Origin of the sequence: Rhabdochromatium marinum (assembly GCF_016583795.1) — a bacterium.
Classification (GTDB): domain Bacteria; phylum Pseudomonadota; class Gammaproteobacteria; order Chromatiales; family Chromatiaceae; genus Rhabdochromatium; species Rhabdochromatium marinum.
In genome coordinates this window covers 12,038-38,052 of the sequence record NZ_NRRS01000009.1, presented here as the reverse complement: position 1 = coordinate 38,052, position 26,015 = coordinate 12,038, and the positions used below count along the sequence as shown (strand labels likewise).

The 26,015-nt window shown below is 60.4% G+C and carries 22 protein-coding genes; 15 read left to right on the top strand and 7 right to left on the bottom strand.

Features of this window, described 5'->3' with window-relative positions; genetic code table 11:
* Nucleotides 1–32 precede the first annotated feature (32 nt).
* From CKO36_RS04475 to thrC, 4 genes are all read right to left on the bottom strand, one after another.
* Complete coding sequence (locus CKO36_RS04475) at nt 33–1,745, bottom strand: potassium channel protein (RefSeq protein WP_200281098.1); 1,713 nt, start codon at nt 1,743–1,745, stop codon at nt 33–35.
* A gap of 41 nt (nt 1,746–1,786) precedes the next feature.
* Complete coding sequence (locus CKO36_RS04470; RefSeq protein ID WP_200281095.1) at nt 1,787–2,170, bottom strand: DUF6394 family protein; 384 nt, start codon at nt 2,168–2,170, stop codon at nt 1,787–1,789.
* A gap of 61 nt (nt 2,171–2,231) precedes the next feature.
* Nucleotides 2,232–3,824 carry an alpha-isopropylmalate synthase regulatory domain-containing protein gene (locus CKO36_RS04465; RefSeq protein ID WP_242469390.1) on the bottom strand — a complete coding sequence of 531 codons (1,593 nt, stop codon included), beginning with the start codon at nt 3,822–3,824 and terminating at the stop codon, nt 2,232–2,234.
* Nucleotides 3,825–3,853: 29 nt separating this feature from the next.
* The gene (gene thrC / locus CKO36_RS04460) at nt 3,854–5,242 is read right to left on the bottom strand and encodes a threonine synthase (protein WP_200281090.1); all 1,389 of its coding nucleotides are present in this window, start codon (nt 5,240–5,242) and stop codon (nt 3,854–3,856) included.
* Between the two features lie 475 nt (nt 5,243–5,717).
* Here thrC and CKO36_RS04455 point away from each other — a divergent pair, with 475 nt between their 5' ends.
* The 5 genes from CKO36_RS04455 (at nt 5,718) to CKO36_RS04435 (ending at nt 10,551) form a co-directional block, all read left to right on the top strand.
* Nucleotides 5,718–5,975, top strand: a complete 258-nt coding sequence (locus CKO36_RS04455; protein ID WP_200281088.1) for a sodium/substrate symporter small subunit — start codon at nt 5,718–5,720, stop codon at nt 5,973–5,975.
* A 12-nt stretch (nt 5,976–5,987) separates the two neighbouring features.
* Nucleotides 5,988–7,802: a sodium:solute symporter family protein gene (locus CKO36_RS04450; RefSeq protein ID WP_200281086.1), complete on the top strand. Its 1,815-nt coding sequence runs from the start codon at nt 5,988–5,990 to the stop codon at nt 7,800–7,802.
* 196 nt (nt 7,803–7,998) lie between these two features.
* Nucleotides 7,999–8,574 (top strand): Hsp20 family protein, encoded by a 576-nt coding sequence (locus tag CKO36_RS04445; RefSeq protein ID WP_200281084.1) that lies wholly within the window; start codon nt 7,999–8,001, stop codon nt 8,572–8,574.
* A 63-nt stretch (nt 8,575–8,637) separates the two neighbouring features.
* On the top strand, nt 8,638–9,957 hold the full coding sequence (gene mtaB / locus CKO36_RS04440) for a tRNA (N(6)-L-threonylcarbamoyladenosine(37)-C(2))-methylthiotransferase MtaB (protein WP_200281082.1): 1,320 nt from the start codon (nt 8,638–8,640) through the stop codon (nt 9,955–9,957).
* A 147-nt stretch (nt 9,958–10,104) separates the two neighbouring features.
* On the top strand, nt 10,105–10,551 hold the full coding sequence (locus CKO36_RS04435) for a hypothetical protein (RefSeq protein ID WP_200281080.1): 447 nt from the start codon (nt 10,105–10,107) through the stop codon (nt 10,549–10,551).
* A 26-nt stretch (nt 10,552–10,577) separates the two neighbouring features.
* Here CKO36_RS04435 and mtnA read toward each other — a convergent pair whose 3' ends face one another.
* On the bottom strand, nt 10,578–11,648 hold the full coding sequence (gene mtnA, locus CKO36_RS04430) for an S-methyl-5-thioribose-1-phosphate isomerase (RefSeq protein ID WP_200281077.1): 1,071 nt from the start codon (nt 11,646–11,648) through the stop codon (nt 10,578–10,580).
* A 126-nt stretch (nt 11,649–11,774) separates the two neighbouring features.
* Between mtnA and CKO36_RS04425 the strand changes: the two genes are divergently transcribed.
* The 4 genes from CKO36_RS04425 to CKO36_RS04410 all read left to right on the top strand — a co-directional run bounded on the left by CKO36_RS04425 (nt 11,775) and on the right by CKO36_RS04410 (nt 16,245).
* Nucleotides 11,775–13,097 (top strand): TRZ/ATZ family hydrolase, encoded by a 1,323-nt coding sequence (locus tag CKO36_RS04425; protein ID WP_200281074.1) that lies wholly within the window; start codon nt 11,775–11,777, stop codon nt 13,095–13,097.
* A 112-nt stretch (nt 13,098–13,209) separates the two neighbouring features.
* On the top strand, nt 13,210–14,766 hold the full coding sequence (locus CKO36_RS04420) for a phytoene desaturase (protein ID WP_200281071.1): 1,557 nt from the start codon (nt 13,210–13,212) through the stop codon (nt 14,764–14,766).
* Entirely contained in the window at nt 14,747–15,820 is a 1,074-nt protein-coding gene (locus tag CKO36_RS04415) for a phytoene/squalene synthase family protein (RefSeq protein WP_200281069.1), read from the top strand. Before CKO36_RS04420 ends, CKO36_RS04415 begins: the two co-directional genes overlap by 20 nt.
* A gap of 8 nt (nt 15,821–15,828) precedes the next feature.
* Nucleotides 15,829–16,245 (top strand): hypothetical protein, encoded by a 417-nt coding sequence (locus CKO36_RS04410; RefSeq protein ID WP_200281066.1) that lies wholly within the window; start codon nt 15,829–15,831, stop codon nt 16,243–16,245.
* A 159-nt stretch (nt 16,246–16,404) separates the two neighbouring features.
* On the opposite strand, the gene CKO36_RS04405 is transcribed toward CKO36_RS04410, so the two are convergent.
* The gene (locus CKO36_RS04405) at nt 16,405–16,689 is read right to left on the bottom strand and encodes an RNA recognition motif domain-containing protein (protein ID WP_200281063.1); all 285 of its coding nucleotides are present in this window, start codon (nt 16,687–16,689) and stop codon (nt 16,405–16,407) included.
* Nucleotides 16,690–17,161: 472 nt separating this feature from the next.
* Here CKO36_RS04405 and pyk point away from each other — a divergent pair, with 472 nt between their 5' ends.
* The 5 genes from pyk to CKO36_RS04380 all read left to right on the top strand — a co-directional run bounded on the left by pyk (nt 17,162) and on the right by CKO36_RS04380 (nt 23,859).
* Nucleotides 17,162–18,610 (top strand): pyruvate kinase, encoded by a 1,449-nt coding sequence (pyk, locus tag CKO36_RS04400; protein WP_200281060.1) that lies wholly within the window; start codon nt 17,162–17,164, stop codon nt 18,608–18,610.
* Nucleotides 18,597–19,517 carry an alpha/beta fold hydrolase gene (locus tag CKO36_RS04395; RefSeq protein ID WP_200281057.1) on the top strand — a complete coding sequence of 307 codons (921 nt, stop codon included), beginning with the start codon at nt 18,597–18,599 and terminating at the stop codon, nt 19,515–19,517. The genes pyk and CKO36_RS04395 overlap by 14 nt, the downstream gene beginning before the upstream one ends.
* 115 nt (nt 19,518–19,632) lie before the next feature.
* A complete protein-coding gene (gene dapB / locus CKO36_RS04390) occupies nt 19,633–20,451 on the top strand; it encodes a 4-hydroxy-tetrahydrodipicolinate reductase (protein ID WP_200281054.1) in 819 nt (272 codons plus the stop codon).
* A 43-nt stretch (nt 20,452–20,494) separates the two neighbouring features.
* Nucleotides 20,495–21,421: an Rpn family recombination-promoting nuclease/putative transposase gene (locus CKO36_RS04385; protein ID WP_200281052.1), complete on the top strand. Its 927-nt coding sequence runs from the start codon at nt 20,495–20,497 to the stop codon at nt 21,419–21,421.
* Nucleotides 21,422–21,558: 137 nt separating this feature from the next.
* Nucleotides 21,559–23,859 carry a M1 family metallopeptidase gene (locus tag CKO36_RS04380; protein ID WP_200281050.1) on the top strand — a complete coding sequence of 767 codons (2,301 nt, stop codon included), beginning with the start codon at nt 21,559–21,561 and terminating at the stop codon, nt 23,857–23,859.
* Here CKO36_RS04380 and CKO36_RS04375 read toward each other — a convergent pair.
* Nucleotides 23,856–24,593, bottom strand: coding sequence for a response regulator (locus CKO36_RS04375; RefSeq protein WP_200281048.1), 738 nt, complete (start codon nt 24,591–24,593; stop codon nt 23,856–23,858). The two genes, CKO36_RS04380 and CKO36_RS04375, sit on opposite strands and share 4 nt — an antisense overlap.
* Nucleotides 24,594–24,706: 113 nt before the next feature.
* On the opposite strand from CKO36_RS04375, the gene xseA reads away from it, so the two are divergent.
* Nucleotides 24,707–26,008 carry an exodeoxyribonuclease VII large subunit gene (gene xseA, locus CKO36_RS04370; RefSeq protein WP_200281046.1) on the top strand — a complete coding sequence of 434 codons (1,302 nt, stop codon included), beginning with the start codon at nt 24,707–24,709 and terminating at the stop codon, nt 26,006–26,008.
* Nucleotides 26,009–26,015 lie beyond the last annotated feature (7 nt).

Genomic DNA, 26,015 nt, shown 5'->3' with positions numbered 1-26,015 from the left:
TTTGCAAGCGTGATGGCGCGCTGCGCGCCGGTTCAGATCCGCCAGTGGGGCGGAAGATAGGGCTGGACCAAACGCCACAGGAATCCGGCTTGCGGGGCTTGCCCCAGTGCGGCGCTCAGGGTGTCCAGATCAAACAGATTCCAACGCATGCGCGCTCGTGCCCTGGTACTGCCACAGAGCAATAACCGATCGCCGGGTTGCAGCCGGGTCTCCAGATCAGGCAACAGATCAAGCTGCGCCGAACGCTGATGCAGCAGCACAATAGCCGACACGGTCTGATCCACTGCGCGCGGATCGGTCAACAGAGTGCCCAGCGTGGGCTGCAATCCAAGCGCAACGGCATGCAGGAAGGCCGGGGCCCCATCGCGATCCAGGGTATATTCCCACACCTCAGGCACGCGATCCTGAATCATCGCCGCCACGCGACTGACCAGGGCGCAGGCCCAGGTCTCGTCTCGTGTCCGCGCGAGGGTGAAAAATTCACTCAACAGAGGCAAGCGCAGCAGCGTGCGCACCCGATTGGCCACAATCAGACTCGGGTGCATGCGAATGTCCGCCGCCACGGCTTTGAACAGCTCCTGGTTGACCAGATGATTCTCCCGCGCCACCACATAAAGCTCCGGGTTCAGCGCCCGTGCCGTCATCACAATGGATAAATTGTTGGCATCATCATCGGTGCCGGCAATCAGGCCAACCGCCGAAGCAATTCCGGCTTGCTCCAAGGTTTCGGCCTCGGTGCCGCGTCCATGAATCCAAGCCGTCGGCGGTGTGCCAGTGCGCTCAGGCCGCGCCTCAATCACCATCAGTTCGCAGCCCAGTGCAGTCAAATCCCGATAGACCGCTTTACCAAAGCGCCCAAACCCGCACAGAATCCAGCGCCCCTCGGTTGGCGGCTTGCGTGGTTCGCCCAGTTGCGCATCATGCAGAGCCCCGAGCCAATCGTTGAGAATCGTCAGACAGTGCGCACTCAGAGCCAACTTCAGATGCAGCGCAAAGATTTCAAAGGGGTTGAGCACATGGTTGGTGTTAAAGGACAGCATGTTGGCGGAGATGTCATCGGAATCCGACCGGCCAATCACCGTCACCCCCGGATGCAACAGCTTGGCGGCCAGTGCCACCTTAAGATTGACCGCATTGGAGGAGGTTAGTGCCAGCACCGCCCGACAGCCTGGGCGCCGCAATCCGCCGCTTAGCAGCACATCCGGACGCTGGGCATCGGCCTGCAGAGAGGGGACATATTCGCGCAGTTTTTCCAGGCGCAGACCATTAATGCGTTCGCGATCGGCATCAATCACCACCGCGCGGATGCGCTCACTGGTCAGTGCCCGCACCAGATCGCGTCCGGTCTGGCCATAGCCAATTATCAAAAAGAAGGGCCCTTGAACACGCTTGACACGGGCGCTGAAGCGCCGCTCGGCCAGCGCGCGTTGCAGGCTGTCATCCTGCAGCAGAGCAATGAGCGAGCCAACCGAGTAAATCCACACCGTCACTGTGGCATAGATACAAAACAGCGTCCACAGCCGCTGCGCGTCGCTAAACTCCCGGGGCAACTCGCCAAAGCCAATGGTGGTGGCCATGTAGCTGACGAAATAAAATGCATGAAAAAACCCCAGATGCCAGGGATTGCCATCGGCATCGCGCCCCGGCACCAGCACTAGGCCCAAAACCGCGACACTGTAAACCACCACCAGCGCCAGCAAAGGCGTGCGCATGCGGCGCAGAATTGAGAAATAAATGTTATCCATTCAGCCTCTGCACCGCGCAGCGCCCTCGGATGACGGCCGCCTCAGCGCCGCAGCATCACGGTTTCGGCAATCAACAGGATCACGGAAATGACATTGGCCACCATGGCACCGCCGGTTAAGGACACGATGCTGACCATCACATCCGGCGTCATGCCGGACTCCCAGACATGAGCGGCGAGAATCCAGATCACCGCCACCGCCGAGAGTTGCAGCATGGCCACCAGGCCGGTGGCCAGCAACATGGCATCAACCTGACTGCGATCCCCCAGCTTCATGATCAAGGCCACCGCATTGACCACAAACAGCAACATAAATTCCCACAGATGGTGATGCTTGGGATTATCGACTTCGCCGATGAAGAAACCGAAATTAAGCGTCAACGCCAGGAAAATAAAAAACCCAAAGACGACCTTTTCCAGATTCATCGCCATCCCTCTCCAACGGCTTGCAGATCATAGAATAGCCCGACAGCCGCCGCGCCTTAGGTTAGGCCGCACGCTCCGCCGCTTGCACGGCCCCTTGTGGTGACGGCGACCCTTGCTGCGCCTGGCGTGCCCAGTGCAACACCAGATTCAACATCCGCATGGTGGCGCCAATGGCGGCGAACACCTGATTGGCATGCACACCACGGGTTTTAAAGTCGCGCGAACCCGAGGCCTGATCCGACCAACTGATGGTGCACTCGGTCAGCGCATCCGAGTGCCCGCCCTTGGGAATCCGCACCTCGTAGTCGATCAGCGTCGGCAAGCTCAGACCAAGGCCTTTGACAATGCGCGCCAAAGCCTTATTAAAGGCATCGAATCCCCCATTGCCGCTGCCGGTGGCGGTCAGCACGGCCTGATCAATGCGCACCTTGATGCTGGCGGTTGATTCCAACCCAAAGCTGCTGGAGACATTGCACGCCAGCAGCTCGGCATGATCGTAGTCCTTGCTCTCCAGCACTTCAGCAATGATGAAAGGCAGGTCTTCAGCAGTGATGGTTTTTTTGGAATCCCCCAACTCGACGATGCGGGCCAGTACCTTGCGCTGATTGACTTCCGAAAGCGCGATGTCGAACCGCTCCAGGTTCTTCAGCAGCGAAGCCTTGCCGCTGAGCTTGCCCAGCGCATAGACGCGCCGACGACTAAAGCGCTCAGGCGAGAGCTTGGTGTGATACAGGCGCCCTTTGTTATCGCCGTCCGCATGGATGCCAGCGGTCTGGGTAAAAACATCCCCGCCGATCACCGGCGCATTCTCCGCCACCCGCTTGCCGGAGAAGTATTGCACCAGCTCGCTGGCGCGCACCAGATGTGATTCATCAATGCCCAGCTCGAGTCCGAGCTGGTCGCGCAGATTAACCACCACCTCAGCCAGGGAGGCATTGCCGGCGCGTTCGCCCAGACAGTTGACCGTGCAATGCACGGCAGCGGCCCCGGCACGGGCGGCAGCCAGCACGTTTGCCGTCGCAAGACCGTAATCATTGTGCGGGTGAAAATCGAATTTTGTCGCCGGAAACCGTTCAATCATGTCGCGCATGGCGGCAAACACCCGCTCGGGTGTCATCACGCCCAGGGTATCGGGCAACATGACATGCTCAATGGCCGCCTCCTGTAATAATCCCATCAGCTCAAAGACATAGCTGGAATTATCGGCATAGCCGTTCGACCAGTCTTCCAAATACAGATTGACCCGCAGGCCCTGCTCGGTGGCCAGGCGCACCGTCTCCAATACCTCGGTGGCATGCACATGCAGCGACTTGCCCAACTGGGTGTGGCAGTGCTTTTCGCTGCCTTTGGCCAGCAGATTGATCACTGAGCCACCGGCGGCGCAAATCCAGTCGACGCTTTTGCCGCCATCGACAAAGCCCAGCACTTCAATGCGCCCATCCAGCCCCTTGTCACGCGCCCAATCCACCATGGCCGCCACCGCCGCCTGCTCACCTTCGGACACGCGGGCCGAGGCGACCTCGATGCGATCCACCCGCACCTGTTCGAGCAGAACTTTGGCAATGTTGGTTTTTTCATCGCGCGAAAAGGAAACGCTCTGCGTCTGCTCGCCATCGCGCAGGGTGGTATCCAGAATCTGAATACTGCGGTTCATCAGGGAATCAACGTCCTCTAGTAATGACATCAGTGGACCTTCGCCAGGGTATTGATGATGTGCTGACGCACCGCATCATCCTCCGCTGCAACCTCTTCGCAGCACGTTGGCAGATGCAGCAAGCCTTGCAGACAGGCCGGCGCCGGTGCATCCAGGCCAACGGCTTCCTGGACGGCTTCATTAAACTTGGCCGGATGCGCCGTGGCCAGGCACACCGCCTCTGGCCAGGCCGCTGCCGCGCGCACCCCAACAGCGGTATGCGGGCAGAGTAGATAGCCGGTCTCGCGGTAGGTGGCGCGCATTTGATCGAGGGTATCGGCATCGCTGACTGCACCGGCGACGAAGTCCGCCGCCGCGCGGCGATGTTCGGTCTGGCTGAACTCAATCCGACCGTCGTGCTGCATAGCCGTCACACGGGCACTCACCGCCCCGGCGTCTTCATCCAACAGATAATACAGATAGCGTTCGAAGTTCGAGGCCACCTGAATATCCATCGCAGGACTCAGGGTGTGATGCACCTCGGTGAGCGAATACAGCCCATGATGCACAAAGCGGGTCAGAATATCATTGCGATTGGTGGCCAGAATCAGCCGTTCAATCGGCAGCCCCATGCGTTTGGCCAGATAGCCCGCAAAGACATCGCCGAAGTTGCCGGTTGGCACCGCGAAGCTGACCCGGTGGTCAGGATTGCCACCACTGAGTCGTCCCCAGGCGTAAAAGTAGTAAACCGTCTGCGCCAGAATACGCGCCCAGTTAATCGAATTCACAGCCCCCAGACGATAGCGGGTCTTAAAATCCGGATCGCTGAACAGCGCCTTGACGATGCGTTGGGCATCATCGAAGGTGCCCCGCACCGCAAGATTATGCACATTCGCATCCAGCACCGTGGTCATCTGACGTTCTTGAATCGGCGACACCCGGCCTTTCGGGTGCAGGATGAAGATCTGAATCCGCTCCTTGCCACGCACCCCGGCAATAGCCGCTGAGCCGGTATCCCCGGAGGTGGCACCGATGATATTAAGCTGCTCGCCACTGCGTGCGAGAAAGTGCTCAAACAGATTGCCCAGGAACTGCAAGGCCACGTCCTTAAACGCCGCTGTGGGACCATGAAACAGCTCCAGAATGCGCCGCTCACCGGCCTGCGCAAGAGGCGTGATCTCGGGATGCTGAAAACTCGCGTAAGAACGCTGCACAAGATCCTGCAGCTCCGAGGCCGATAAATCATCCCCTACAAAGCGCTGCATAACCTCGCAGGCAAGCTCAGCAAAACCAAGCTTTGACCATTCTTGCAAGGATTCAGGCCCGATCCTGGGCAGCGACTCGGGAACCAGCAAACCGCCGTCGGTCGCCAAACCCATCATCACCGCCTCGGCAAAGCCAACCGGCTCCACGCCACCTCTGGTACTCAGATACTTCATAGATATATCAATAATTTAATCGATTGTTCCGCCCATATTCGCCGCCCGGCCCACCAGCTGCCCACATGGCGGATGCAGACGCCAGTGCGGGGAGTCATCCTAGCATCTTAAGACGTACACTGGCTTCCAGTGCCAGGCGAATCGGGTGTCGTCATTCATGCGCAGGACATTTTTCCACCATTGACAGGAACTAGGCGCGGGTCAGAGAATGCCGCACCGTCAGTGCTTCCAGGCAGAGAGGTCGCTGGCGATTATAAGCTGTAATGGCTTGATAGACTGGCTTAATAAAATCCTGAGGGGGGTGTCTGCCTGATCGAAAACGTTTCCATGGCTTGCTCCGTTGCAGGAATGATCGTCACGCTGACCAGCCGGCTGCCTTGGGCCAGACTCGACACTATGTCCGTCTGCCTGCCTTAAGTTTTCGATCACCTCGCCCCTCATTCAAACACGTCTCACAAGAAGGAGGGACACCAAGGTGACACCTGAAAATCGTACGGCCTATTGGAAGGCCAATCTGCGTTTACTCGCCATACTCTTGGTAATCTGGTTTATTGTTTCCTACGGGTTCGGCATCCTGCTTGCACCGACCCTCAATAGCATCAGCCTCGGCGGCTATCCTCTGGGCTTCTGGTTTGCTCAACAGGGCTCCATCTATGTATTCCTGGTACTGATCTTCGTTTATGCCCACCGCATGAACAAGCTCGACAAGGAATTTGAAGTCGACGAACAATAAGAGGATACGTCAATGGACAATCTCTCGATCTGGACCTATTCGGTGGTGGGCCTGACCTTTACCCTCTACATTGGCATTGCCATCTGGGCGCGTGCCGCCACCACAGCTGAATTCTATGTCGCCGGCAAAGGCATTCATCCGGTCGCCAACGGCATGGCCACCGGCGCCGACTGGATGTCAGCGGCGTCCTTTATCTCCATGGCCGGCCTGATCGCCTTCAACGGCTACGGCGCCTCGGTCTTCCTGATGGGCTGGACCGGTGGTTATGTACTGCTGGCACTGCTGCTGGCCCCATACTTGCGCAAATTCGGCAAGTTCACCGTGCCCGAATTCATTGGAGACCGCTACTACTCGCAAGCCGCGCGTATTGTCGCTGTCATCTGTCTGATTCTGGCTTCCATCACCTATGTAATCGGGCAGATGAAAGGCATCGGCGTCGCCTTCTCGCGCTTCCTGGAGACCAGCTATGATACGGGTCTCTACATTGGCATGGGCATCGTGTTTTTCTATGCCGTACTTGGCGGCATGAAGGGCATCACCTATACCCAGATTGCCCAATACTGCGTGCTGATTCTGGCCTACACCGTTCCGGCTATCTTTATCTCTATGAACCTCACCGGCAACCCGCTGCCACAGCTGGGCCTTGGCAGTGAATACATCCAGAATGGTGTGGCTTCGGGTATGAGTCTGCTGGACAAGCTCGACCAGGTCATCATCGACCTGGGATTCAAGGAATATACCACCCAAACGATGGGCAACACCTTGAATATGTTTGCCTATACCCTGTCCCTGATGATCGGTACTGCCGGCCTGCCTCACGTCATCATCCGCTTCTTTACCGTACCCAGAGTGGCTGACGCCCGCTACTCCGCTGGCTGGGCACTGGTGTTCATCGCCATTCTCTACACCACCGCACCGGCAGTGGGCGCCATGGCACGTCTAAATCTGATGGATACCATCCAGATTGGCCCGATTGGCACCGAGACTGGCAACCTGAAATATGAAGATCGCCCCGACTGGTTCAAGAAGTGGGAAACCACCGGTCTGTTGGAATTTGAAGACAAGAACGGCGACGGTCGTATCCAGTACTACAACGACAAGAACGAGGGCTTCGCCGCTCAAGCCGCAAGCTATGGCTGGAAAGGCAACGAAATGGTCAAGGTTGACCGCGACATCATGGTGCTGGCTAATCCGGAAATCGCCAATCTGCCCGACTGGGTAATTGCCCTGGTGGTCGCCGGTGGTCTCGCTGCTGCTTTGTCAACCGCCGCCGGTCTGCTGCTGGCCATCTCCTCGGCTGTTTCCCATGACCTGCTAAAAGGTGTGTTCAAGCCGAATATCTCCGAGAAGGCTGAACTCAACGCCAGCCGCGTCTCCATGGCGGGTGCGATCGTGGTGGCAGGTCTGCTGGGCTTGCATCCACCCGGATTCGCGGCTGGAACCGTGGCCATTGCCTTTGGTCTGGCGGCCTCGTCGATCTTCCCGGCACTCATGCTGGGTATCTTTGACAAGCGTATGAACAACACCGGCGCCATCTGGGGTATGGCTTCAGGCATTACCGTGACCCTGCTCTATGTCTTCCAACACAAGGGCTTTTTGTTCATTCCCGGTACTGAGTTCATGATGGGCATGGATCCCAACTGGTTCTTCGGCATCTCGCCGAACGCCTTTGGCGCTGTGGGAGCCGTCATCAACTTCGCTGTGGCCCTGACCGTGTCACGCCTGACCGCAGAACCACCCGAGAGCATCCAGGCCCTGGTCGAGGATGTGCGCGTTCCGCGTGGCTCGGGTGCCGCACCGCACCTCAGCGCCGCCCTGGATCACTGATCCCCGGCGTCGTCTGCCCCGGCTTCCCGGCTCGGAACATCAGGCCTCGCGCTTGAATCCGACGCCGGGAGGCATCAGGGCGGCCCAGTGACCGTGCAAACCGATAACGCCAACGGGTTCCGTTGGCGTTTTTTTTCGGCTGTAATACCCCCAAGTTCTTTTGCCCCTTGATCCTTACACTCTGGAAACTCCACCCATGATGACCACAACACGCCCTGCCACCCCAACGTCCGTCGCCAGTCTTCTACTCACGGCCTTGCTGTGCGCACTACCCAGCGCGTCGAGCCTGGCACAGGTCGCACCGCCCGTTGCCCCTCAATATGGACCAGGGTATGGGTATGGGCCAACCCCTGGCGCGATCCCCGGTCAATTCCCGATGTCGCCGGGTTATCAGCACCAGCCGGGTTATCAGCACCGTATGCCCCGTCCGACCTACTCCGGTCGAGCCGCACCCCGCTCACGTCAGATGCCGACGCTGATTAAAGACATGACGGACGCAGGCTATCGCCTAACCATCCGCCTGACGCCGCAACAACAGCCCCAGGACATCAAAATTGAGGCGCGTGGCCACAGCCTGATCATCCGCAGCGCGCAGACACAGATCACCCGCTCGGAACAATCGCCCACCCAGGGTCGCGGCTATAGCCGCCACTTCAGCGTCTCCAGTCGTCGTTTCCAGCGCCGGATTCGCGTCCCAGCGGATGCCAATCTCAGCGCCATGACACGCAGCGATGAAAACCAGGCTGTCGTGGTGATCCTGCCCCGGAACTGAACCGCCACAGCTCAGCTGCACAGCGATTGCTCGCCACCGACCAGCTACATGATCTAAAGCCCCATGCGCATCCGCCTTGAATCCATTGGCTGCCGACTCAACGAAGCCGAATTGCAGCACTGGGCACGCCAATTTCGGGCGCTCGGCCATGAACCTTGCCACAACGATTCCGCCGCCGAGCGCACAGCGGATGCGCCCATTGATCTTGTGGTGGTCAATACCTGTGCCGTCACCCAAGAAGCGGTGCGCAAGTCGCGGCAGTTATTGCGCCGCATGCAACGTTACAATCCCTATGCACGGCTGATCGTCAGCGGTTGCGCCACGGCCCTGGACCGGACAGAGGTGGATCTGAGTGGCATTGATCTGCTGGTTTCCAATGCCGACAAGGATCGTCTGGTTGAGATTGCCCAGCAGGAACTGGCTCTGCCCATCATGCCCGCGACGGCCGAGACCGAGGCCGCCGCGCTGTTCGCACGCGGGCGTCAGCGGGCGTTCGTCAAAATTCAGGACGGCTGTCGCTATCAATGCACCTTCTGCGTGACTACCCTGGCCCGCGGACCCGAGCGCAGCCGGCCCTTGACCGAGATCGTCACCGAAGTGCAGACCGCCGCTGCTAGCGGCATTAAGGAGGCGGTCCTCACCGGCGTGCAGATCGCCGGCTATGGAGCCGGGCATGGCGATGGGCTTGAGGAGCTGATCCAAGCCGTGCTGAATGACACCGAAATTCCGCGCCTGCGCCTGGGTTCAGTCGAACCCTGGGGGCTGGGTGAACGCTTCTGGCGGCTGTTTGAGAATCCGCGCCTGGCGCCTCATCTGCATCTGCCCCTGCAGAGCGGTTCGGATCGCATCCTGCGCCGTATGGCCCGACGCTGTACCACGGCGGCCTATCGTGAGCTGGTGACCCAGGCGCGCGCTGCGATCCGCGACTTTAACCTGACCACCGACATCATCATCGGTTTCCCGGGCGAGACCGAGGCCGACTGGCAACAAACCCTAACACTGGTGGCCGAGATCGGCTTCAGTCATCTGCATAGTTTCAGCTATTCGCGCCGCCCCGGCACTCAGGCCGCCACACTGCCGGAACAGGTGCCCGCCACAGTGAAGCGTGCGCGCATGCAACAACTGCAACCACTGGCCGAGCGGCTCAAAACCGAAGCCTTGCGCACCTATCTGGGACGCACCATGCCGGTGCTCTTCGAGGGCACCTCAAGTACGGCCGGCGACCAGGAAGCCCTGGGCTATACGCTCAATTATCTGCCGGTTCGCCGCGCACCCCAGGAACGTCGGCGCCCTGAAGACTCCACCTGGGTCAATCAGATCCATGCCCTGAAGCTGACGGGCATCAGCGCCGACGGCAAGGCACTGCTCGGTTCGCGCGAATAAAAAATTTCCTGACGCAGTATTTTCGCACTCGCGAGCACTCGCGCTATACTTCTTATGCACAAAGCCTCTGGCCTCGGTTCCCAGCCATACAAGCCGCCAACCGCGCACGCTGGTGACGGCCATAACCCCTCTCTGGAGCAGATAAGGATGAGCAACACTCTGAGTAAAATTCGCCAAAGAGCCAGCCAAACCGGCGAATCTCAGATGCTGGAGAAGGAAACCAAAGACACGCTGGCCATGAAGCGCGCCAAGGCCGCCGAACCGCTGCTGAGCGCTTTTCGCGAAATACAGAACGAATTTGTCAAAATCGACCTGCTCAAGCAAATTTGGCCGGATGATTTTGATCGGCGCAACGACCGCTTGGCCGGCCTGGTCACCGAGCAACTCGGTGGCGCGCAATATCCGCATGGCATCAAGTTTCTGGTCCCCGGTGGCTTCAGGAGTTTTTCAGTAGACATCTCCAGCGATGGCAATCTGTGCTATACCTCGGCACGCGAGCCCCACAGCGGTCGGGCACAGTACATTTCCTTCCAAAACGAAGAACAATGGATGGATTTCTTTTATAAGACCATGGCCTATATTCTTGAGGTCTGACAAAGTCTTAAGGTATAACGAGCCAATCACGTATTGTTATCACCCGCCATCAACTGACGGACCTTCGCCGCATCCGGCTGCTGAATCACCCCGCACTCGGTCACAATAGCATCCACCAATGACGCTGGCGTGACATCAAACACCGGATTGCGGGCTGTCGCCTGCTCAGGCCCCAGTCGCTTGCCTCCGCAGGCCAGCACCTCCTCGGCAGCCCGCTCCTCAATCGGAATATCCGCACCACTGGCCACGGACAGATCAATGGTCGAGGTCGGCGCGGCGACCATGAACTTCACCCCATAATGGCGCGCCAGGATGGCAAGCCCCAGGGTGCCGATCTTGTTGCACACATCACCATTGGCGGCAATACGATCAGAGCCGACAATCACCCAGCCCAGCTCACCACCAGCCATCAGGCTGGCCGCCGCGTTGTCGGCCTGCACGGTCACCGGAATGCCCGACCGCATCAGCTCCCAGGCGGTTAAACGACTGCCCTGCATCCACGGACGCGTCTCATCGGCATAGACCCGGGTGATCTTGCCCTCAGCATAGGCGCTGCGCACCACACCGAGCGCGGTTCCGTAGCCCCCCGTTGCCAGCGCTCCAGCATTGCAATGCGTCAGGATGGTCGTTGGTGCCTCAATCAAGGCCGCACCCAGCGCACCGATGCGCTGATTGGCCGCCACATCCTCGCAATGGATGCGCTGCGCCTCGGCCAGCAGCGCTGGCACCGGATCGATATGATCGAGGGATGCAATAAAGGCCCGCATGCGCTCAATAGCCCAAAACAGATTCACCGCCGTAGGACGCGCCTGGGCGAGACGTTGCAGGTCAGCTTCGATAGGCTCGCGCCACTGGCGACCGGCCTGCTGAAAGCGCGCCCGCGCTGCCAGCACAACCCCATAAGCCGCCGCCACTCCGATGGCCGGCGCCCCGCGCACCACCATGTCGGTAATGGCCTGGGCCGTGGCCTCCAGCGTCTCGCAGGCGATGAAGGTCTCCGTTTCCGGCAGCCAGCGCTGATCGAGTAAATACAGTCGCTCGTGGTGCCAGAGCACCGCATGATCCGGATGAGCGACCAAGGCTTGCGTGGTTTCCATGTTTCCGACTCTGAATGAAAGATTGGAAGAAAGATTTAGAATACGAATAACGACGGCATCATTGTTGACCCGAACGCCCGGTGACTCAAGCCGGTTCTTTCTTTCCCACCCGCAAGAGGCCCTAGAATGGACGCTGAACTCCTGATCCATGCCGACTGGATAGTACCCGTCACCGATGGTGACCCCACCCTCGCGCAGCACAGCCTCGCCATTGAGCGCGGGCGCATCGCGGCCATCCTGCCCAGAGCCGAGGCGCGGGAACAAATTCAGGCCCAGGAGACCCTGACGCTTGCAGGCCATGCCCTGATCCCCGGCCTGATCAATGCCCATACCCATACGCCCATGGTGCTGCTGCGTGGTCTCGCCGATGATTTGCCACTGATGACCTGGCTGCACGAGCACATCTGGCCGGCTGAGGGCCGCTGGGTCGATCCGGACTTTGTTGCCGATGGCACCCGGCTGGCACTGCTGGAGATGCTGCGCGGCGGCATCACCTGCTTTAACGATATGTATTTCTACCCCGAAGTCACCGCCCGAGTCGCCGCCGAAGCCGGCATGCGCGCCCTGGCCGGGATGATTGTGGTGGATTTTCCGACCCGCTATGCCGAGCATCCGGAGGAATACTTCAGTCGTGGCCTGGCGCTGCATGAGCGCTATCAACATCATCCTCTGATTCGCACCGCCTTTGCGCCCCATTCCCCCTATGCCGTCTCCGAGGAACCGTTGCAGCGGGTTGCCACCCTAGCCGAGGAACTGCAAGTCCCCGTCCACATTCATCTGCACGAAACCCGCGATGAAATCACCCAATCCCTGCGCGATCATGGCGAGCGCCCGCTCGCGCGCCTGGAGCGGCTCGGATTATTGAGCCCGCTGCTGGTCGCCATTCACATGACCCAGCTCAATGATGCCGAAATCGAGCGCCTAGCGGCCACCGGCGCGCAGGTGGTGCATTGCCCCGAATCCAACCTCAAGCTTGCCAGCGGCTTCTGTCCGGTCACTCAATTGCTCAAGGCCGGTGTCAATGTCGCCCTGGGCACCGATGGCGCTGCCAGCAACAACGATCTCAATCTGCTCGGCGAACTGCGCACCGCCGCCCTGCTGGCCAAGGGGGTGAGCCAGTCGGCCTCCGCCCTGCCAGCGGCCACTGCATTGCGCATGGCCACACTCCACGGCGCCCGCGCCCTGGGTCTGGAGAGCGAAACCGGCTCTCTCGAACCCGGCAAGGCCGCCGACCTGGTCGCGCTCGACCTGCGCGATCCACACACTCAGCCGCTCTACAATGCCGTCTCGCAAATCGTCTATGCCGCCAGCAGCCATCAGGTACGTCATGTGTGGATCAACGGCCAACAGCTCCTGCGTGACGGCGCACCTCTGACGCTCGAATCCGACAGCATAATCACCGAGGCTCGCGCTTGGGGCGAGCGCATTGCCGAGGCGCACCTGCACTGACAGCCCCTCGCGAATCGGATGCCCCGGATGACAATTCACATCTGCAGTAGCCTTGTGCCTGGATCTGCTGCTATACTGTCAGGATAGATTGACATCCATGTGAATTGACACTTTGAGCAACACAGCGTCCAACCCTGCATCTACCCCCTCGTCCGCCAAACCCCTAGCCGTCGTCATCGGCAGTGGCTTTGGCGGCCTGGCAGCCGCTATCCGCCTCGGCGCACGCGGCTATCGCGTCACCGTCCTGGAGAAGCTTGACGCTCCGGGCGGGCGTGCCTATGTCCATCAGATTGATGGCTTTTCCTTTGATGCCGGGCCAACCATCATCACCGCTCCCTTCCTGCTCGAAGAACTTTGGCAGCTGTGCGGTCGCCGCTTCGCGGATGACATCGACCTGCGTCCGATGGATCCTTTCTATCGGATTCGTTTCGATGATGGTGACACCTTCGACACCAATGGCGATGCCGAGGCCATGCGCGAGCAGGTGCGCCGTCTCGCCCCGGACGATGTCGTCGGCTACGAGCGTTTCCTCGCCGCCAGCAAAAAAATCTTCCATGTCGGCTTCGAGGAACTCGGCCACGTGCCCTTTACGCACTGGACCGACATAGCGCGCATTGTGCCCAAGATGGTCGCGCTGCAAAGCTACCGCAGCGTCTATAGCATGGTGTCCAGCTTCGTCAAGGACGAGCGCCTGCGCGTAGCCCTGAGCTTCCATCCGTTGCTCATCGGCGGCAATCCTTTCTCGGTCACCTCCATCTACACCCTGATTTCCTATCTGGAGCGCCACTGGGGCGTACATTCCGCCATCGGCGGCACCGGCGCCATTGTCAATGCCATGGTCAAGCTCATTGAGGGCCAGGGCAACCAGATTCGCTATCAGGCCGAAGTGGCGGAAATCACCACGGCTAAACCCAACCAAGCCAAAGCCGGGAAAGGCAAACCCAAGGCCAATGGCGTGCGCCTGACCAATGGTGAATATGTCCCGGCCGAAATCGTGGTGTGCAACGCTGATGTCGCCTGGACCCACCAGCACCTGCTACCGTCAGTCAAACGCCAGCGCTGGACCGATGCCAAGCTCAAGAAGGCCAAGTATTCCAACGGACTCTTTGTCTGGTACTTCGGCACCAAGCGCCAGTACCCGGACGTCCCTCATCACAGCATCCTGCTTGGCCCACGCTATCGCGGCCTGCTCAACGACATCTTCCATCGCAAGGTACTGGCCAAGGATTTCAGCCTCTATTTGCACCGCCCAACGGCGACCGATTCCTCGGTGGCGCCGCCCGGCTGCGATACCTTCTATGCGCTGGCGCCGGTACCCCATCTCGGTGCCGATGTCGATTGGGCCGAGCGCGCCGAACCCTTCCGCCAGGCCATCGCAGGCTATCTGGAAAACACCGTCCTGCCGGGCCTGAGTGATGCCATCCAGGTTTCCCTGGTCACAACACCCAAAGATTTCGAACAACGCCTGCTCTCCCCCATGGGCGCTGGCTTTAGCCTGGAACCAGTGCTCCTGCAGAGCGCCTGGTTCCGTCCCCACAACCTGAGCGAGGAAGTCGCCGGACTCTATTTTGTTGGTGCGGGAACCCATCCCGGCGCTGGCGTCCCTGGTGTCATTTCCTCCGCGCGCGTGCTCGATACGGTGGTCCCTGATGCCTCTGTTCATTCGTGATTCCAACTTTGCCGACCCAGCCGACCTGCTCGCCTGCCGGAAACTCCTGAGTAACGGTTCCAAGTCTTTCTACGCAGCGTCCTTTTTTCTGCCCAAGCGGCTGCGCGAACCAGCCACGGCCCTCTACGCCTTCTGCCGCTTGGCCGACGATGCCATTGACGACAATCCCGACGATCATCAAGTCGCCCTCGCTGGCTTGCGCGACCGACTCGACCGCGCCTATCGCGGCCAACCGATCAATGATCCAGCCGATCGCGCCTTTGCCGGTGCCATTGAGCGTTTCGACATCCCCCGCGCCCTGCCCGAAGCGCTGTTGGAAGGCTTTGAATGGGATGCCGAAGGGCGGGTCTATCAGGATCTGTCCGGCGTCTACGCTTATTCCGCCCGGGTAGCCGCCGCTGTCGGTGGCATGATGGCTGCCATCATGGGCGTGCGCTCCGCCTCGGTGCTGGCCCGCGCCTGCGATCTCGGCACCGCCATGCAAATCTCCAACATCTGCCGCGATGTAGGCGAGGATGCGCGCAACGGCCGCATCTACCTGCCGCTGGACTGGATGCGCGAGGCGGGACTGGATCCCGAGGCTTGGCTCCAGCGTCCAGTCTTCAACGACGCCATTGGCGATATCGTCAAGCGTTTGCTCGACAAGGCCGATGAACTCTATCAGCGCGCCGAGGCCGGCATTGCCAAGCTGCCCAGTGCCTGCCGACCGGGCATCTATGCCGCCCGCCTGCTCTATGCCGAGATCGGCCAGGAAATCGTGCGCAATGGCTATGATTCCATCTCCCAGCGCGCCTTTGTCAGCCCAGCTCGCAAACTCACCCTGCTCGGACGTGCCATGGCGGTGACGCCTTTGCCCATCAAGGCCGTTTGCACCGCCGAGCCACTGGAAGAAAACCGCTTTCTGGTCGATGCACTCGCCCAGCCCGAAGCTGACGCTGTCGAAGGCGGTGTGGGCGCCAAGGTGCTCTGGGTGCTGGATCTGTTCCAGGAGCTGGAAGAGCGTGAGCGTGCCGACGCAGGCTTCAACCAGGCGGCGGCTGTCAGCAACGGCTGATTATTACCATGCCACCTGTCATTGGCATTCTGTTCGCGCTGGTGGGCGCCTGGTTTCTCTACCAGGCGTTTCAGCGCCGCCGCTATTTGCGCAGCTTGCACTCAGACAGCGGATCGGCGAGTTCCGAGCAAACTCCGGATTCCGACGCAGCCCCGTCAAACCAACGCTTGCAACAGTTTGCCAGCGGCTGCGCCCCGGTGGTTGCCATTGGAGTCCTGCTGCTCGCCCTGGCGGTGGCCGCCATTGCATTCCTGATGGACGGGCCCCGGCGAATTTCCATCGTCGATATCCTGGGTCTGCTGTTTTTCGCCGCCGCCTATGCGTTCTCCCTGATGATGAGAACCTACGACAACATGACCCTAATGCCGGCTGCTCAGGCCGACAAGGCGCCAACGCAGTCGGCAGACGACAGCCGCGCTACCTGAACATCTGCCGATCACTTCAATAAAAAACGCGAATTGCCCAGCAGACAATTCGCGTTACAGAAATCTTAGCGTTTTTTCGCCTCGGCTCCGGGCCTACAAACCCTGGAGCCGAGGCGAGTTGGCGGATGGAAAACAACCGCCATCAACCCCCAAGGGCCATCACCAACGCTGGCCACCGCCACCACCACGCGCCGGACGCTCGGCACGCGGCTTCGCCTGATTAACACGAACCGGCCGACCTTTCAGTGGTGTTTCGTTTAATGCCTTAATGGCCGCATCGGCCTCAGAGTTATTTGGCATCTCAACGAAGCCAAACCCCTTCGATTGACCGGTAAATTTATCGGTGATCAGATTCGCGCTCTCGACATCGCCAAAGGCGGCAAAGGCTTCGCGCAGTTCGTCCTCAGTCACGCCATAGGCGAGGTTGCCAACGTAGATATTCATCAGTCTCATCTCATCAAAAAAATGTGCATTGCTGAACGTGCGCCTCACTCGGCCAATGCACTCACCGAGCAAAGTGAAGGCTCATGGCTTGGGTCCTGGCGGACAAAACTCCATGAGCTTTACAGACAGCACCCGAGCCAGCATCCCTGCGACGGTAAGCCCGCGTCCGGTTGAACCCCATACTCGCGCGTATCGTTTTTAGAATCAATTCAGGCGCTGATCCGGCAACCGCCGGGCACTCACAGGCTAAAACGCATCGAATGGCAGGGGGAGGGAATCAACTGGGCGAGAGGATCAGTCACCGATGTAGCGGCAGGTAATTCAGCCGTACAATACGCGAAAACCCTACCGGTGCAAAGAGAAATTTTATGGCCTGCGCTTGAATAGCCTAATAGTTCGACTTCAACACCAAACTCCATCATCAGCCCCCCAGCGCTGATGAACTGACTTATCACGCAAACGGAACATCATCATGCAATTTCGCTCTCATAAGACCAAAATCATTGCCACCATCGGCCCGGCTTCCGATGAGCCGGCCGTATTACGCCACATGCTCGACGCTGGACTGAACATTGCCCGACTCAACTTCTCCCACGGTGATCCACAATCGCACGCCGAGCGCATCGCGCGCATTCGCGAAGCGGCGCGGGACACCGGCCAGCGTGTCGCTATCATGGGTGACCTGCCCGGCCCCAAAATGCGCATTGGTGATCTGGCCGAGGAGCCGGTAGATCTGGTGCGCGATCATCTGTTCACCCTGACCACCGAAGACATCCTTGGCAACGCCGAGCGCGCCAGCGTCACCTTCAAACGCCTGCCCAGTGCCGTTAAACCGGGTGACCGCCTGTTCCTGAACGACGGCTTTATTCTGCTCAAGGTGGTTGAAGTCAATGCAACCGAGGTGGTGTGCAAGGTCCGCGCCGGTGGTGAGCTGCGCTCGCGCAAGGGGCTGAATCTGCCCGGCATTGATCTGGGCATCAGTGCCTTTACCGACGAAGACCACGACTGGCTGCACTTTGCCGCCGAGCAGGGCCTGGATGCCGTCAGTCAGTCCTTTGTCGCCACCGCCGCTGACATTCAGGCGGTACGGGACGCAGCGGCGGCCATCAACTATCAGCCCTTTATCATCGCCAAGATCGAGCGCGCCGACGCCCTGGACAATCTGGAAGCCATTCTCGAGGTCAGCGACGGCATTATGGTGGCACGCGGGGATCTGGGCGTGGAAATCCCCATCGAAAGCATTGCCGTAGCGCAGCGACGCATCACTGAGCTGGCCAATTTGCGCGGCAAGCCGGTGATCACCGCCACTCAGATGCTCGAATCCATGGTGATGTTTCGCCGCCCGACCCGTGCCGAGGCCACTGATGTCGCCAATGCCATCCTGGGTGGCACCGACTGCGTGATGCTGTCGGCGGAATCGGCCATGGGCCGCTTTCCGGTTGAGTCCATTGCCATGCTTGCCGGCATCGCCACCGCCACCGAGCCGGAGCGCGACAACCGCGCACTCGCTCAGACGCTGGGTGCCTATGGGCATGGAGGTGGCCTGCGCGCGGTGGATTTGATTGCCCGCAGCATCTATCACACGGCGGAGCGCAGTTCCCCACGCGCCATTATTGTGCCAACGCGCAGCGGTCACACGGCCCGCAACATCGCCCGCTTCCGCCTGCCGCACTGGATCGTCGCCTTCAGCCCTCTGCCCGCCACCTGTCAGGCCCTGGAATTCTCTTACGGCATTCAGCCCATTGATGTCAAAGAAGACCGCGCCGAATGGAGCACCTTCGTGCGTGCCTGGCTGCAAGATATCGGTGTACATGAAGGCCTGGTCCTGCTGGCTGAAGGGCCTTCGGCTGAGTATCCGTGCGGCAATCATCGCCTGGAACTCATTGAACTTGAACGGACGCGCGACGATGCCAGATGCTAACTTCCCCGCCTGCCGCACCCCGGACGGGCGGCGCCTCGCCTACCGTGAATTCGGCCAGCCCGACGGCCGCCCGGTGTTCTACTGTCACGGCTTCCCGAGTTCCGGCGGTGAAGCCGAGCTACTGCACATCCCCGCCCGTGCGCTGGGACTGCGCCTGATCGCGCCGGATCGCCCCGGCTATGGCGGCTCCGATGATCAACCCGGGCGTCAGATCAGTGACTGGCCAGCAGACCTGAGCTGTCTGGCCGACCACCTGCATCTGGATCGTTTTGCGCTCATCGGTCTGTCCGGTGGCGGCCCTTATGCCCTGACAGGCGCCTGGCAACTCGCCGCCCGACTCACCGCCTGTACCCTGATCTGTGCACTCGGCCCCGTCTACCGAGCCGAGCTGCTGCGTGCCATGCACCCACCGGCCCGCGCCAGTCTGGCACTGGCCAGACGATGGCCCGGACTGGCCCAGCGCGTCTATGGCGGCCCCACGCCACGGATCCTCGCCCGCTGGCCAGGCTTGGTCGAGCGCCTGCGCACTCTGGGTGCGCCAGCGGCGGATCAGGCTGCCCTGGCCGAAGGCGACCATCAGGCGATTCTTAACAGCACTATCGGCGATGCTATGGCGCGAGCTGCGCGTGGCGCCCGCCGGGATCTTTATCTCTACACCCACGACTGGCAGATTCCCTTCGACGCGATCCAAACCTCCATCACGCTATGGCACGGCAACGCCGATGCCACAGTACCCGTGGCGCATGCGCACTGGTATCAGGCCCATCTGCCCCAACTCACGCTCAATAGTCTGCCCGAACAGGGACACTACTCGGTGCCGATTCATTTTGCACCGACCATTCTGCGCGCACTCCAGCAGGCCATTGATGGCGCAAGCGATCGGCAAATCGACATCGATCACGACTGAGGCCATTCTCCACCCACGTCATAAGTTGTGGCGACGGGATTTCCGCTAAGATAGCCATCCAGCATAAAAGCCCCCCAGTTCAAAGTTTACAGTTCACAGATGCAGGAGAAGCCTAATGTCGGAGATACGCGTAGCCGTTGCCGGAGCCGGCGGCCGTATGGGACGCACGCTGGTGCAAGCAGTTCATGAAACCCAGGGACTATGCGTGGGCGCAGCCACCGAACTGGCCGGCAGCGGCCTGATCGGCGTCGATGCCGGAGAGCTCGCCGGTATCGGTCAAGTCGGCGCCCCCATTCGCCCCGATCTTGATGAGGTGCTGGCCGATTTCGACGTACTAATCGATTTCACCACCCCCAAGGCGACCATGCACCACCTGGAACTCTGCCGCGATGCCGGCTGCCGCATGGTGGTTGGTACCACCGGGCTGACACCTGATCAACGCGAAACCATCACCGAAGCCTGCATCGACATTGCCATGGTGGTGGCGCCCAATATGAGCATCGGCGTCAATCTTTCCCTCAAGCTGCTTGAACTCACCGCGCAGATCATGGGTCCCGAGGCAGACATCGAAATCATTGAGGCTCATCATCGCCACAAGGTCGATGCCCCTTCAGGCACCGCCCTGCGCATGGGTGAGGTCATTGCCGAAGCACTTGGACGCGATCTCGCCGAGGTCGCCGTTTACGGTCGCGAAGGCCACACCGGACCGCGCGATTCCCAAACCATCGGCTTCGAGACCATTCGCGCTGGCGACATCGTTGGCGAACACAGCGTCTGGTTCGTCACCGAAGGCGAACGCATCGAAATCGCCCACAAGGCCAGCAACCGCATGAATTTTGCCCGCGGTGCCACCCGCGCGGCATTGTGGATCAGCGAGCGCGAACGCGGACTCTTTGACATGCAGGATGTGCTCGGCCTGCGTCAGCGCCAGTAGCGGCATCCAGCGCCAGTAGCCCAGTGGCAAAGAGCAACCTGTCATGAGCTATTTAACCGATCGTTATGTGAACTTCTTTACCGACTACGGCTTTAAGCGGCTGTTCGGCGAAGAACCACACAAGGACCTGCTGCGGGATTTTCTCAATGCCCTGCTGTACGAGGAACAGGGTCAGATCGTCGATCTGACCTACCTGAAAGACGAGCAGATCGGACACACAACGCTGGATCGAAAAGCCATTTTTGACCTCTATTGCGAAAATGAGCGCGGCGAGAAATTTATTGTTGAGCTGCAAAAAGCGAAGCAGAATTTTTTTAAGGACCGCAGTGTTTTTTATTCAACCTTCCCAATTCAGCAGCAAGGCAGGAGAGGTGATGGGGATTTTCGCCTAAATGCCGTTTACACCATCGGCATTCTGGACTTTGTCTTTGATGAGGATACACAGGATACAGACAAATACCGCTATGACATCAAGCTTCAGGACATGGTCACCCATGAGGTATTTTACGATAAGCTAACCTTTATTTACCTGGAGATGCCCAAGTTCAACAAAGGCCTCGATCAGCTCGAAACCCAAGTTGACAAATGGCTCTATGCCATCAAGCATCTTAATCGACTCGACCGTGTTCCCGATGCGTTGCGCGAACAGGTGTTTGAGCGCTTCTTCGAAGTCGCTGAAATTGCTAATTTCAGCCGCGAGGAAATGCAAATCTACGAGGATAGCCTGAAATACTATCGGGACATGAAAAACTCGTTTGATACCGCACGAGCGGACGGATGGAATACAGGCCTGAAGCAAGGCTTACAGCAAGGCTTGCGGCAAGGTTTGGAGCAAGGCTTACAGCAAGGTGTGGAGCAAGCTACTTTGAATGTTGCACGCAACCTGCTTGATCTTCTCGATGATGAAACCATCGCCGTGAAAACAGGCCTGGATGTACGGACCATTGCGGCCCTGCGTGAGGGATCCTGAGCATCAGCTTTGTGCGGGCAATGCCCCAGACATCGATGCGCCGCGCGCCGGCCACTTCAGCAGGCACGCAAATTCACCAACGGTAGCTCCTGTGGTAAATAATCTTCCGGGACGGGACACCCCATGGAAACCAACCAATGACGCGCATAACCCGCCACCCCGCTTCCCCGGTCTCATCCGCTGTCAGACGGCTGCTGACCGCCGCGCTCAGCCTGATGCTGCTGGCTCGCGCCGCCACGGCGGCGGATGCGCCCCCCTTGGTTACTCACACACTGGAAGTTGAACTCATACCCAGCCAAGGGGAGCTCATCGCCACCGATCAGCTGCGCCTGCCGCAGCCCCAGCGTAGCCTTGAGTTCTCCCTGCACCGCCAGCTGCACCCCGAACTCATCGGCCCTGGGGAGCTGCAAGCTATCGGCAACCAGGGCCACCTGACTCGCTATCGCGTGCACTGGCGCACCCCAACCGCTCAGCTCAAGCTGCACTATCGCGGTCGCATCCGCCAGGCGCTGCAAAACGTGCGCGAAGGCATGGGCCGATCGCACCAGCAATCGCCCGGCACCATTGACGCTCAGGGTGTCTTTCTGACTGGCTTCACCGGCTGGTATCCGCGCCTGACCAATAATCTAGGCGGCGATCCAGCCGGTGACCTGACCGGCGTCATGGAAAACTTCAGCCTCCAGGTCGATGTGCCAGTTGGCTGGCTGGCGTTGTCCCAGGGCGCGGGACCACAGCAGGCCCGCATCGAGACGCACGCCCATGGTCCCCGCACCCGGGTGCAGTGGCACGAATCCCATCCCCAGGATGAAATCTATCTGATTGCCGCGCCCTTTCAGCTCTATGAGGACACCGCTGACGGGATTCAGCTCCAGGCCTGGCTGCGCAGCGATGACCCGGCTTTGGCCAAGCGCTACCTGGACGCTACCGGGCCTTACCTTGCGCGCTACAGTCAGCTGATCGGCGCCTATCCCTATGCCAAATTTGCAGTGGTGGAGAATGTTTGGGACAGCGGCTATGGCATGCCGTCCTTCACCCTGCTGGGGCCGCGCGTGTTGCGCCTGCCCTTCATCCTGCACACCTCCTACCCGCACGAGATCCTGCATAACTGGTGGGGTAATGGCGTCTTCATCGACTGGGATCAGGGCAACTGGAGCGAGGGGCTCACAGCCTATCTAGCCGATCATCTCAACAAAGCCCTGGCCGGACAGGCGAGCCAGTATCGCCATCAGCAACTCAAAGCCTATGCCGATTATGTGCGCGCCGCTGCCAATGCCGAGATTCCACTCAGCGCCTTTCGCGCCCGCCACAATCAGGCTTCCCAGGCCATCGGCTATGGCAAAGCGCTCATGGTCTTTCACATGCTGCGCCACACCTTGGGCGCTACGGATTTCATTGCCGGACTGCGCCGCTTCTATGCCGACAATCGTTTTCGCGTCGCGAGCTGGCCGGATCTGCAAACCGCTTTCGAGGCCGTCAGCGGGCGCGATCTGGCGGACTTCTTCACCGCCTGGGTCGAGCGCCCTGGAGCGCTGCGCCTGAGTCTGGACCAAGTGGCCTCGCACCAGCAGGCCGACGGGCGGTATCGCGTCAGCGCCCGTCTGCGCCAAGTCCAGTCCGCCGCCGTCTTACCGCTCAAGGTGCCGGTTGTGGTGCATGACCTCCAGGGCCAGCCCCATGAGCGCTGGGTTGAATTCACCAGCGCGCGCGAACAGCCCTTCAGCCTCAGTCTGGATCAAGCGCCGCTGCGGCTCGCTGTTGATCCGCTGTTTGACTGCTTTCGGCACTTGGAGCCTGGCGAAACCCCGGTCAGTCTGAGCACCCTGTTCGGCGCCCCCAGCGGCACCCTGATTGTGCCAGCCCAAGCGCCCCCCAAACTGCGCCGCGCATACCAACAACTGGCGACAGCCTGGCAGCAGGGACAACCACAGTGGCGCCTAGTGCTGGATACCGAGCTTGACCAACTCCCCGAGGGTCCGATCTGGCTGCTGGGCTGGGAGAATCGCTGGCTATCGGCCATGCGCCACGCCAGCGCCCATTTCAGCCTGGATCCTGAGGCGCACCAGCTGAGCATCGAAGAACAGCTCAGCCCAAATCAGCCCAGCCCAGATCAGCGCAACCCTCAGGATCTGAGCCTGGTACTGACCCGTTCCCTCACAACAGCGCCCTCCAGCAGCTCCGACAACGCCGAGGCGCCTGCTGCCTCAGGCCCACGCCCGCTCGGCTGGCTGGCCAGCGAGCAGCCGGATGCCGTGGCCGGGCTGGCGCGCAAGCTGCCTCACTACGGCCAATACGGTTATCTGGTGTTTTCCGGCCGCACGCCGACCAATACACTCAAGGGGCAATGGCCGGTGCAGGACTCGCCGCTGATGCACTGGTTTCGCAACCCCAGCCCCGAGACACTGGCACCGGTCCCGCGTCAGCCCCTGGTTGCGCACTAATCCGGTCGCGCCCCCAGCGCAGCTGCATAGCGCAGCAGCTCATCGGGGGTGTTAAAGCCCAGCTTTTTCATGATGCGCCGCCGATAGGTATCCACTGTTTTGGTGCTAATACCCATGGCGTCCGCCACCGCGCGCAACGCTGTATTGCGCGACATCGCCTCCAACAGCGCACGCTCGCGAGTGGACAAGCGGTTGGCCGCCAAGTCCTCCGCTGGCGCAGGCAGACTGGAAAAAAACACCCCGCCGGCCTTCACCTGGCGAATCGCGCGCAACAGATCCTCGGCCGACTGGTGCTTTTGCACAAAACCACTGGCACCAGCGGCCGCCATTTGCTGCACAAAGGGCTGATCGCCATGCGCCGAAAGGGCGATGACCCGTACCCCGGAGGCCAGAGTACAAATACGCTCGGATGCATCAATGCCGTTCATGCCGGGCATGCAGACATCCATCACCACCACATCCGGGTCCAATTCCTGACACAAGCGCACCGCCTCATCACCATCGCTCGCACAGCCGATCAGTTTAATATCCGTTGCATGCTGCAACAGGGCGCCCAATCCATCGCGTACCATCAGGTGATCATCCACCAGCAGCACCCGAATGGGCGCGGGCGGGATGTCGTTCAGCTGTTCGCCTTCGGCAATGTCTGCGTTGTTATCGGCGATCTCAGGCACGGGGAGCGCCATCATTTCAGTCAAATCCAGGGCTTCAGCATCGTATTGCTCATATTTCACATGCCACCTCCCTACGGCCAACGGCACTATTCGAATTAACCCATGCGGGTGATTCAATCTCCTTGTTTAGCATGCCCACCCATCACTGGCAACCAACCCCTGACCGATGCAACATGACATACGACAATTTTCCAGCACAGCTTGACTTCACCCGCGACATTTGGAGTGTTTCGCGGCTGAACCGCGAGTTGTCCGCCGTCCTGCAGGGCAGCTTCCCGCTGCTGTGGGTCCAGGGCGAGGTGTCGAACCTGGCCCGCCCCGCCTCCGGGCATCTGTACTTCAGCCTCAAGGATCAGGCCGCGCAGCTGCGCTGCGTGATGTTTCGCAACAAGCGCCTGCTCGCCTCCGTCACCCCGAGCAACGGCCAACAGTGGCTGGTGCGGGCGCGGCTGGGCTTCTATGAGCCACGCGGCGATTGCCAGCTGATTATCGAGCACGCGGAACCGGCCGGTGAAGGCGCCCTGCGTCTCGCCCTGGAAGCATTGAAAAAACGCCTCGCCGCTGCCGGTCTGTTTGACGCGGCCAGCAAACGGGCGCTGCCGCGCTGGCCGCGCCAGATTGGCCTGATCACCTCCGCCAGTGGTGCAGCGCTGCATGACGTGCTGACCGTCCTGGGGCGCCGCTGGCCGCTCACCCCCCTGCTGATCTATCCGGCGCAGGTGCAGGGCGAGGGGGCGGCCGCGACCCTGGTTGCCGCCCTGGAATGCGCTGCGGCGCGCGCTGACTGCGATCTGCTGATCTTGGCGCGCGGCGGCGGCTCCTTTGAGGATCTGATGGCCTTTAATGACGAGGCCTTGGTGCGCGCCATTCACGCGGTCAGGATTCCAATCATCACCGGCATCGGGCATGAGGTCGATATCAGCCTGGCGGATCTTGCCGCCGATCAGCGTGCCGCGACCCCCTCGGCGGCAGCTGAGTGCGCCACTCCGGCGCAACAGGAAGTGCGTACGCGCCTGCTGGCGCTGCACACACGCCTCACTGCCACCACCCAGGCACGTCTGCAACAGGCCAGGCGGTTGCTGACCAACAGCGAGCGCCATCTGCGCCTGCTGCATCCGCAGGTACGCTTGCAGCAACAGACGCAGCGGCTCGATCACCTGGAGCAGCGTCTTCGCCAGGCGCTGGAACGCGTGCTCGAACGCCGGCGTCAGCCGTTGCAGCCGCTCCAACAGCGCCTGATCGGCGCCGAGCAGCGCCGCATCGAACGCGGGCGGCAACGCTTAATTGAGGCGAGCGCCGCCCTGGACGCCCGCAGTCCGCTCGCTACCCTGGCACGCGGTTACGCGCTGGTCACCCAGACCGACGGTCGCATCCTCACCCGTCAGCAACAGATACAACCAGGCGACACTGTTAAGATTCGCCTGGCCGATGGGCAGCTACGGGCGCGGGTCGAAGCGCGCCTGAGCGAGGAGTAAGCCCGTC

Bases quoted from the DNA above. Each gene is read 5' to 3' on its own strand.
- CKO36_RS04475 (WP_200281098.1), bottom strand. From the start codon at position 1,745: ATGGATAACATTTATTTCTCAATTCTGCGCCGCATGCGCACGCCTTTG.
- CKO36_RS04470 (WP_200281095.1), bottom strand. From the start codon at position 2,170: ATGAATCTGGAAAAGGTCGTCTTTGGGTTTTTTATTTTCCTGGCGTTG.
- CKO36_RS04465 (WP_242469390.1), bottom strand. From the start codon at position 3,824: ATGAACCGCAGTATTCAGATTCTGGATACCACCCTGCGCGATGGCGAG.
- thrC (WP_200281090.1), bottom strand. From the start codon at position 5,242: ATGAAGTATCTGAGTACCAGAGGTGGCGTGGAGCCGGTTGGCTTTGCC.
- CKO36_RS04450 (WP_200281086.1), top strand. From the start codon at position 5,988: ATGGACAATCTCTCGATCTGGACCTATTCGGTGGTGGGCCTGACCTTT.
- CKO36_RS04445 (WP_200281084.1), top strand. From the start codon at position 7,999: ATGATGACCACAACACGCCCTGCCACCCCAACGTCCGTCGCCAGTCTT.
- mtaB (WP_200281082.1), top strand. From the start codon at position 8,638: ATGCGCATCCGCCTTGAATCCATTGGCTGCCGACTCAACGAAGCCGAA.
- CKO36_RS04435 (WP_200281080.1), top strand. From the start codon at position 10,105: ATGAGCAACACTCTGAGTAAAATTCGCCAAAGAGCCAGCCAAACCGGC.
- mtnA (WP_200281077.1), bottom strand. From the start codon at position 11,648: ATGGAAACCACGCAAGCCTTGGTCGCTCATCCGGATCATGCGGTGCTC.
- CKO36_RS04425 (WP_200281074.1), top strand. From the start codon at position 11,775: ATGGACGCTGAACTCCTGATCCATGCCGACTGGATAGTACCCGTCACC.
- CKO36_RS04415 (WP_200281069.1), top strand. From the start codon at position 14,747: ATGCCTCTGTTCATTCGTGATTCCAACTTTGCCGACCCAGCCGACCTG.
- CKO36_RS04410 (WP_200281066.1), top strand. From the start codon at position 15,829: ATGCCACCTGTCATTGGCATTCTGTTCGCGCTGGTGGGCGCCTGGTTT.
- CKO36_RS04405 (WP_200281063.1), bottom strand. From the start codon at position 16,689: ATGAATATCTACGTTGGCAACCTCGCCTATGGCGTGACTGAGGACGAA.
- pyk (WP_200281060.1), top strand. From the start codon at position 17,162: ATGCAATTTCGCTCTCATAAGACCAAAATCATTGCCACCATCGGCCCG.
- CKO36_RS04395 (WP_200281057.1), top strand. From the start codon at position 18,597: ATGCCAGATGCTAACTTCCCCGCCTGCCGCACCCCGGACGGGCGGCGC.
- dapB (WP_200281054.1), top strand. From the start codon at position 19,633: ATGTCGGAGATACGCGTAGCCGTTGCCGGAGCCGGCGGCCGTATGGGA.
- CKO36_RS04385 (WP_200281052.1), top strand. From the start codon at position 20,495: ATGAGCTATTTAACCGATCGTTATGTGAACTTCTTTACCGACTACGGC.
- CKO36_RS04380 (WP_200281050.1), top strand. From the start codon at position 21,559: ATGACGCGCATAACCCGCCACCCCGCTTCCCCGGTCTCATCCGCTGTC.
- xseA (WP_200281046.1), top strand. From the start codon at position 24,707: ATGACATACGACAATTTTCCAGCACAGCTTGACTTCACCCGCGACATT.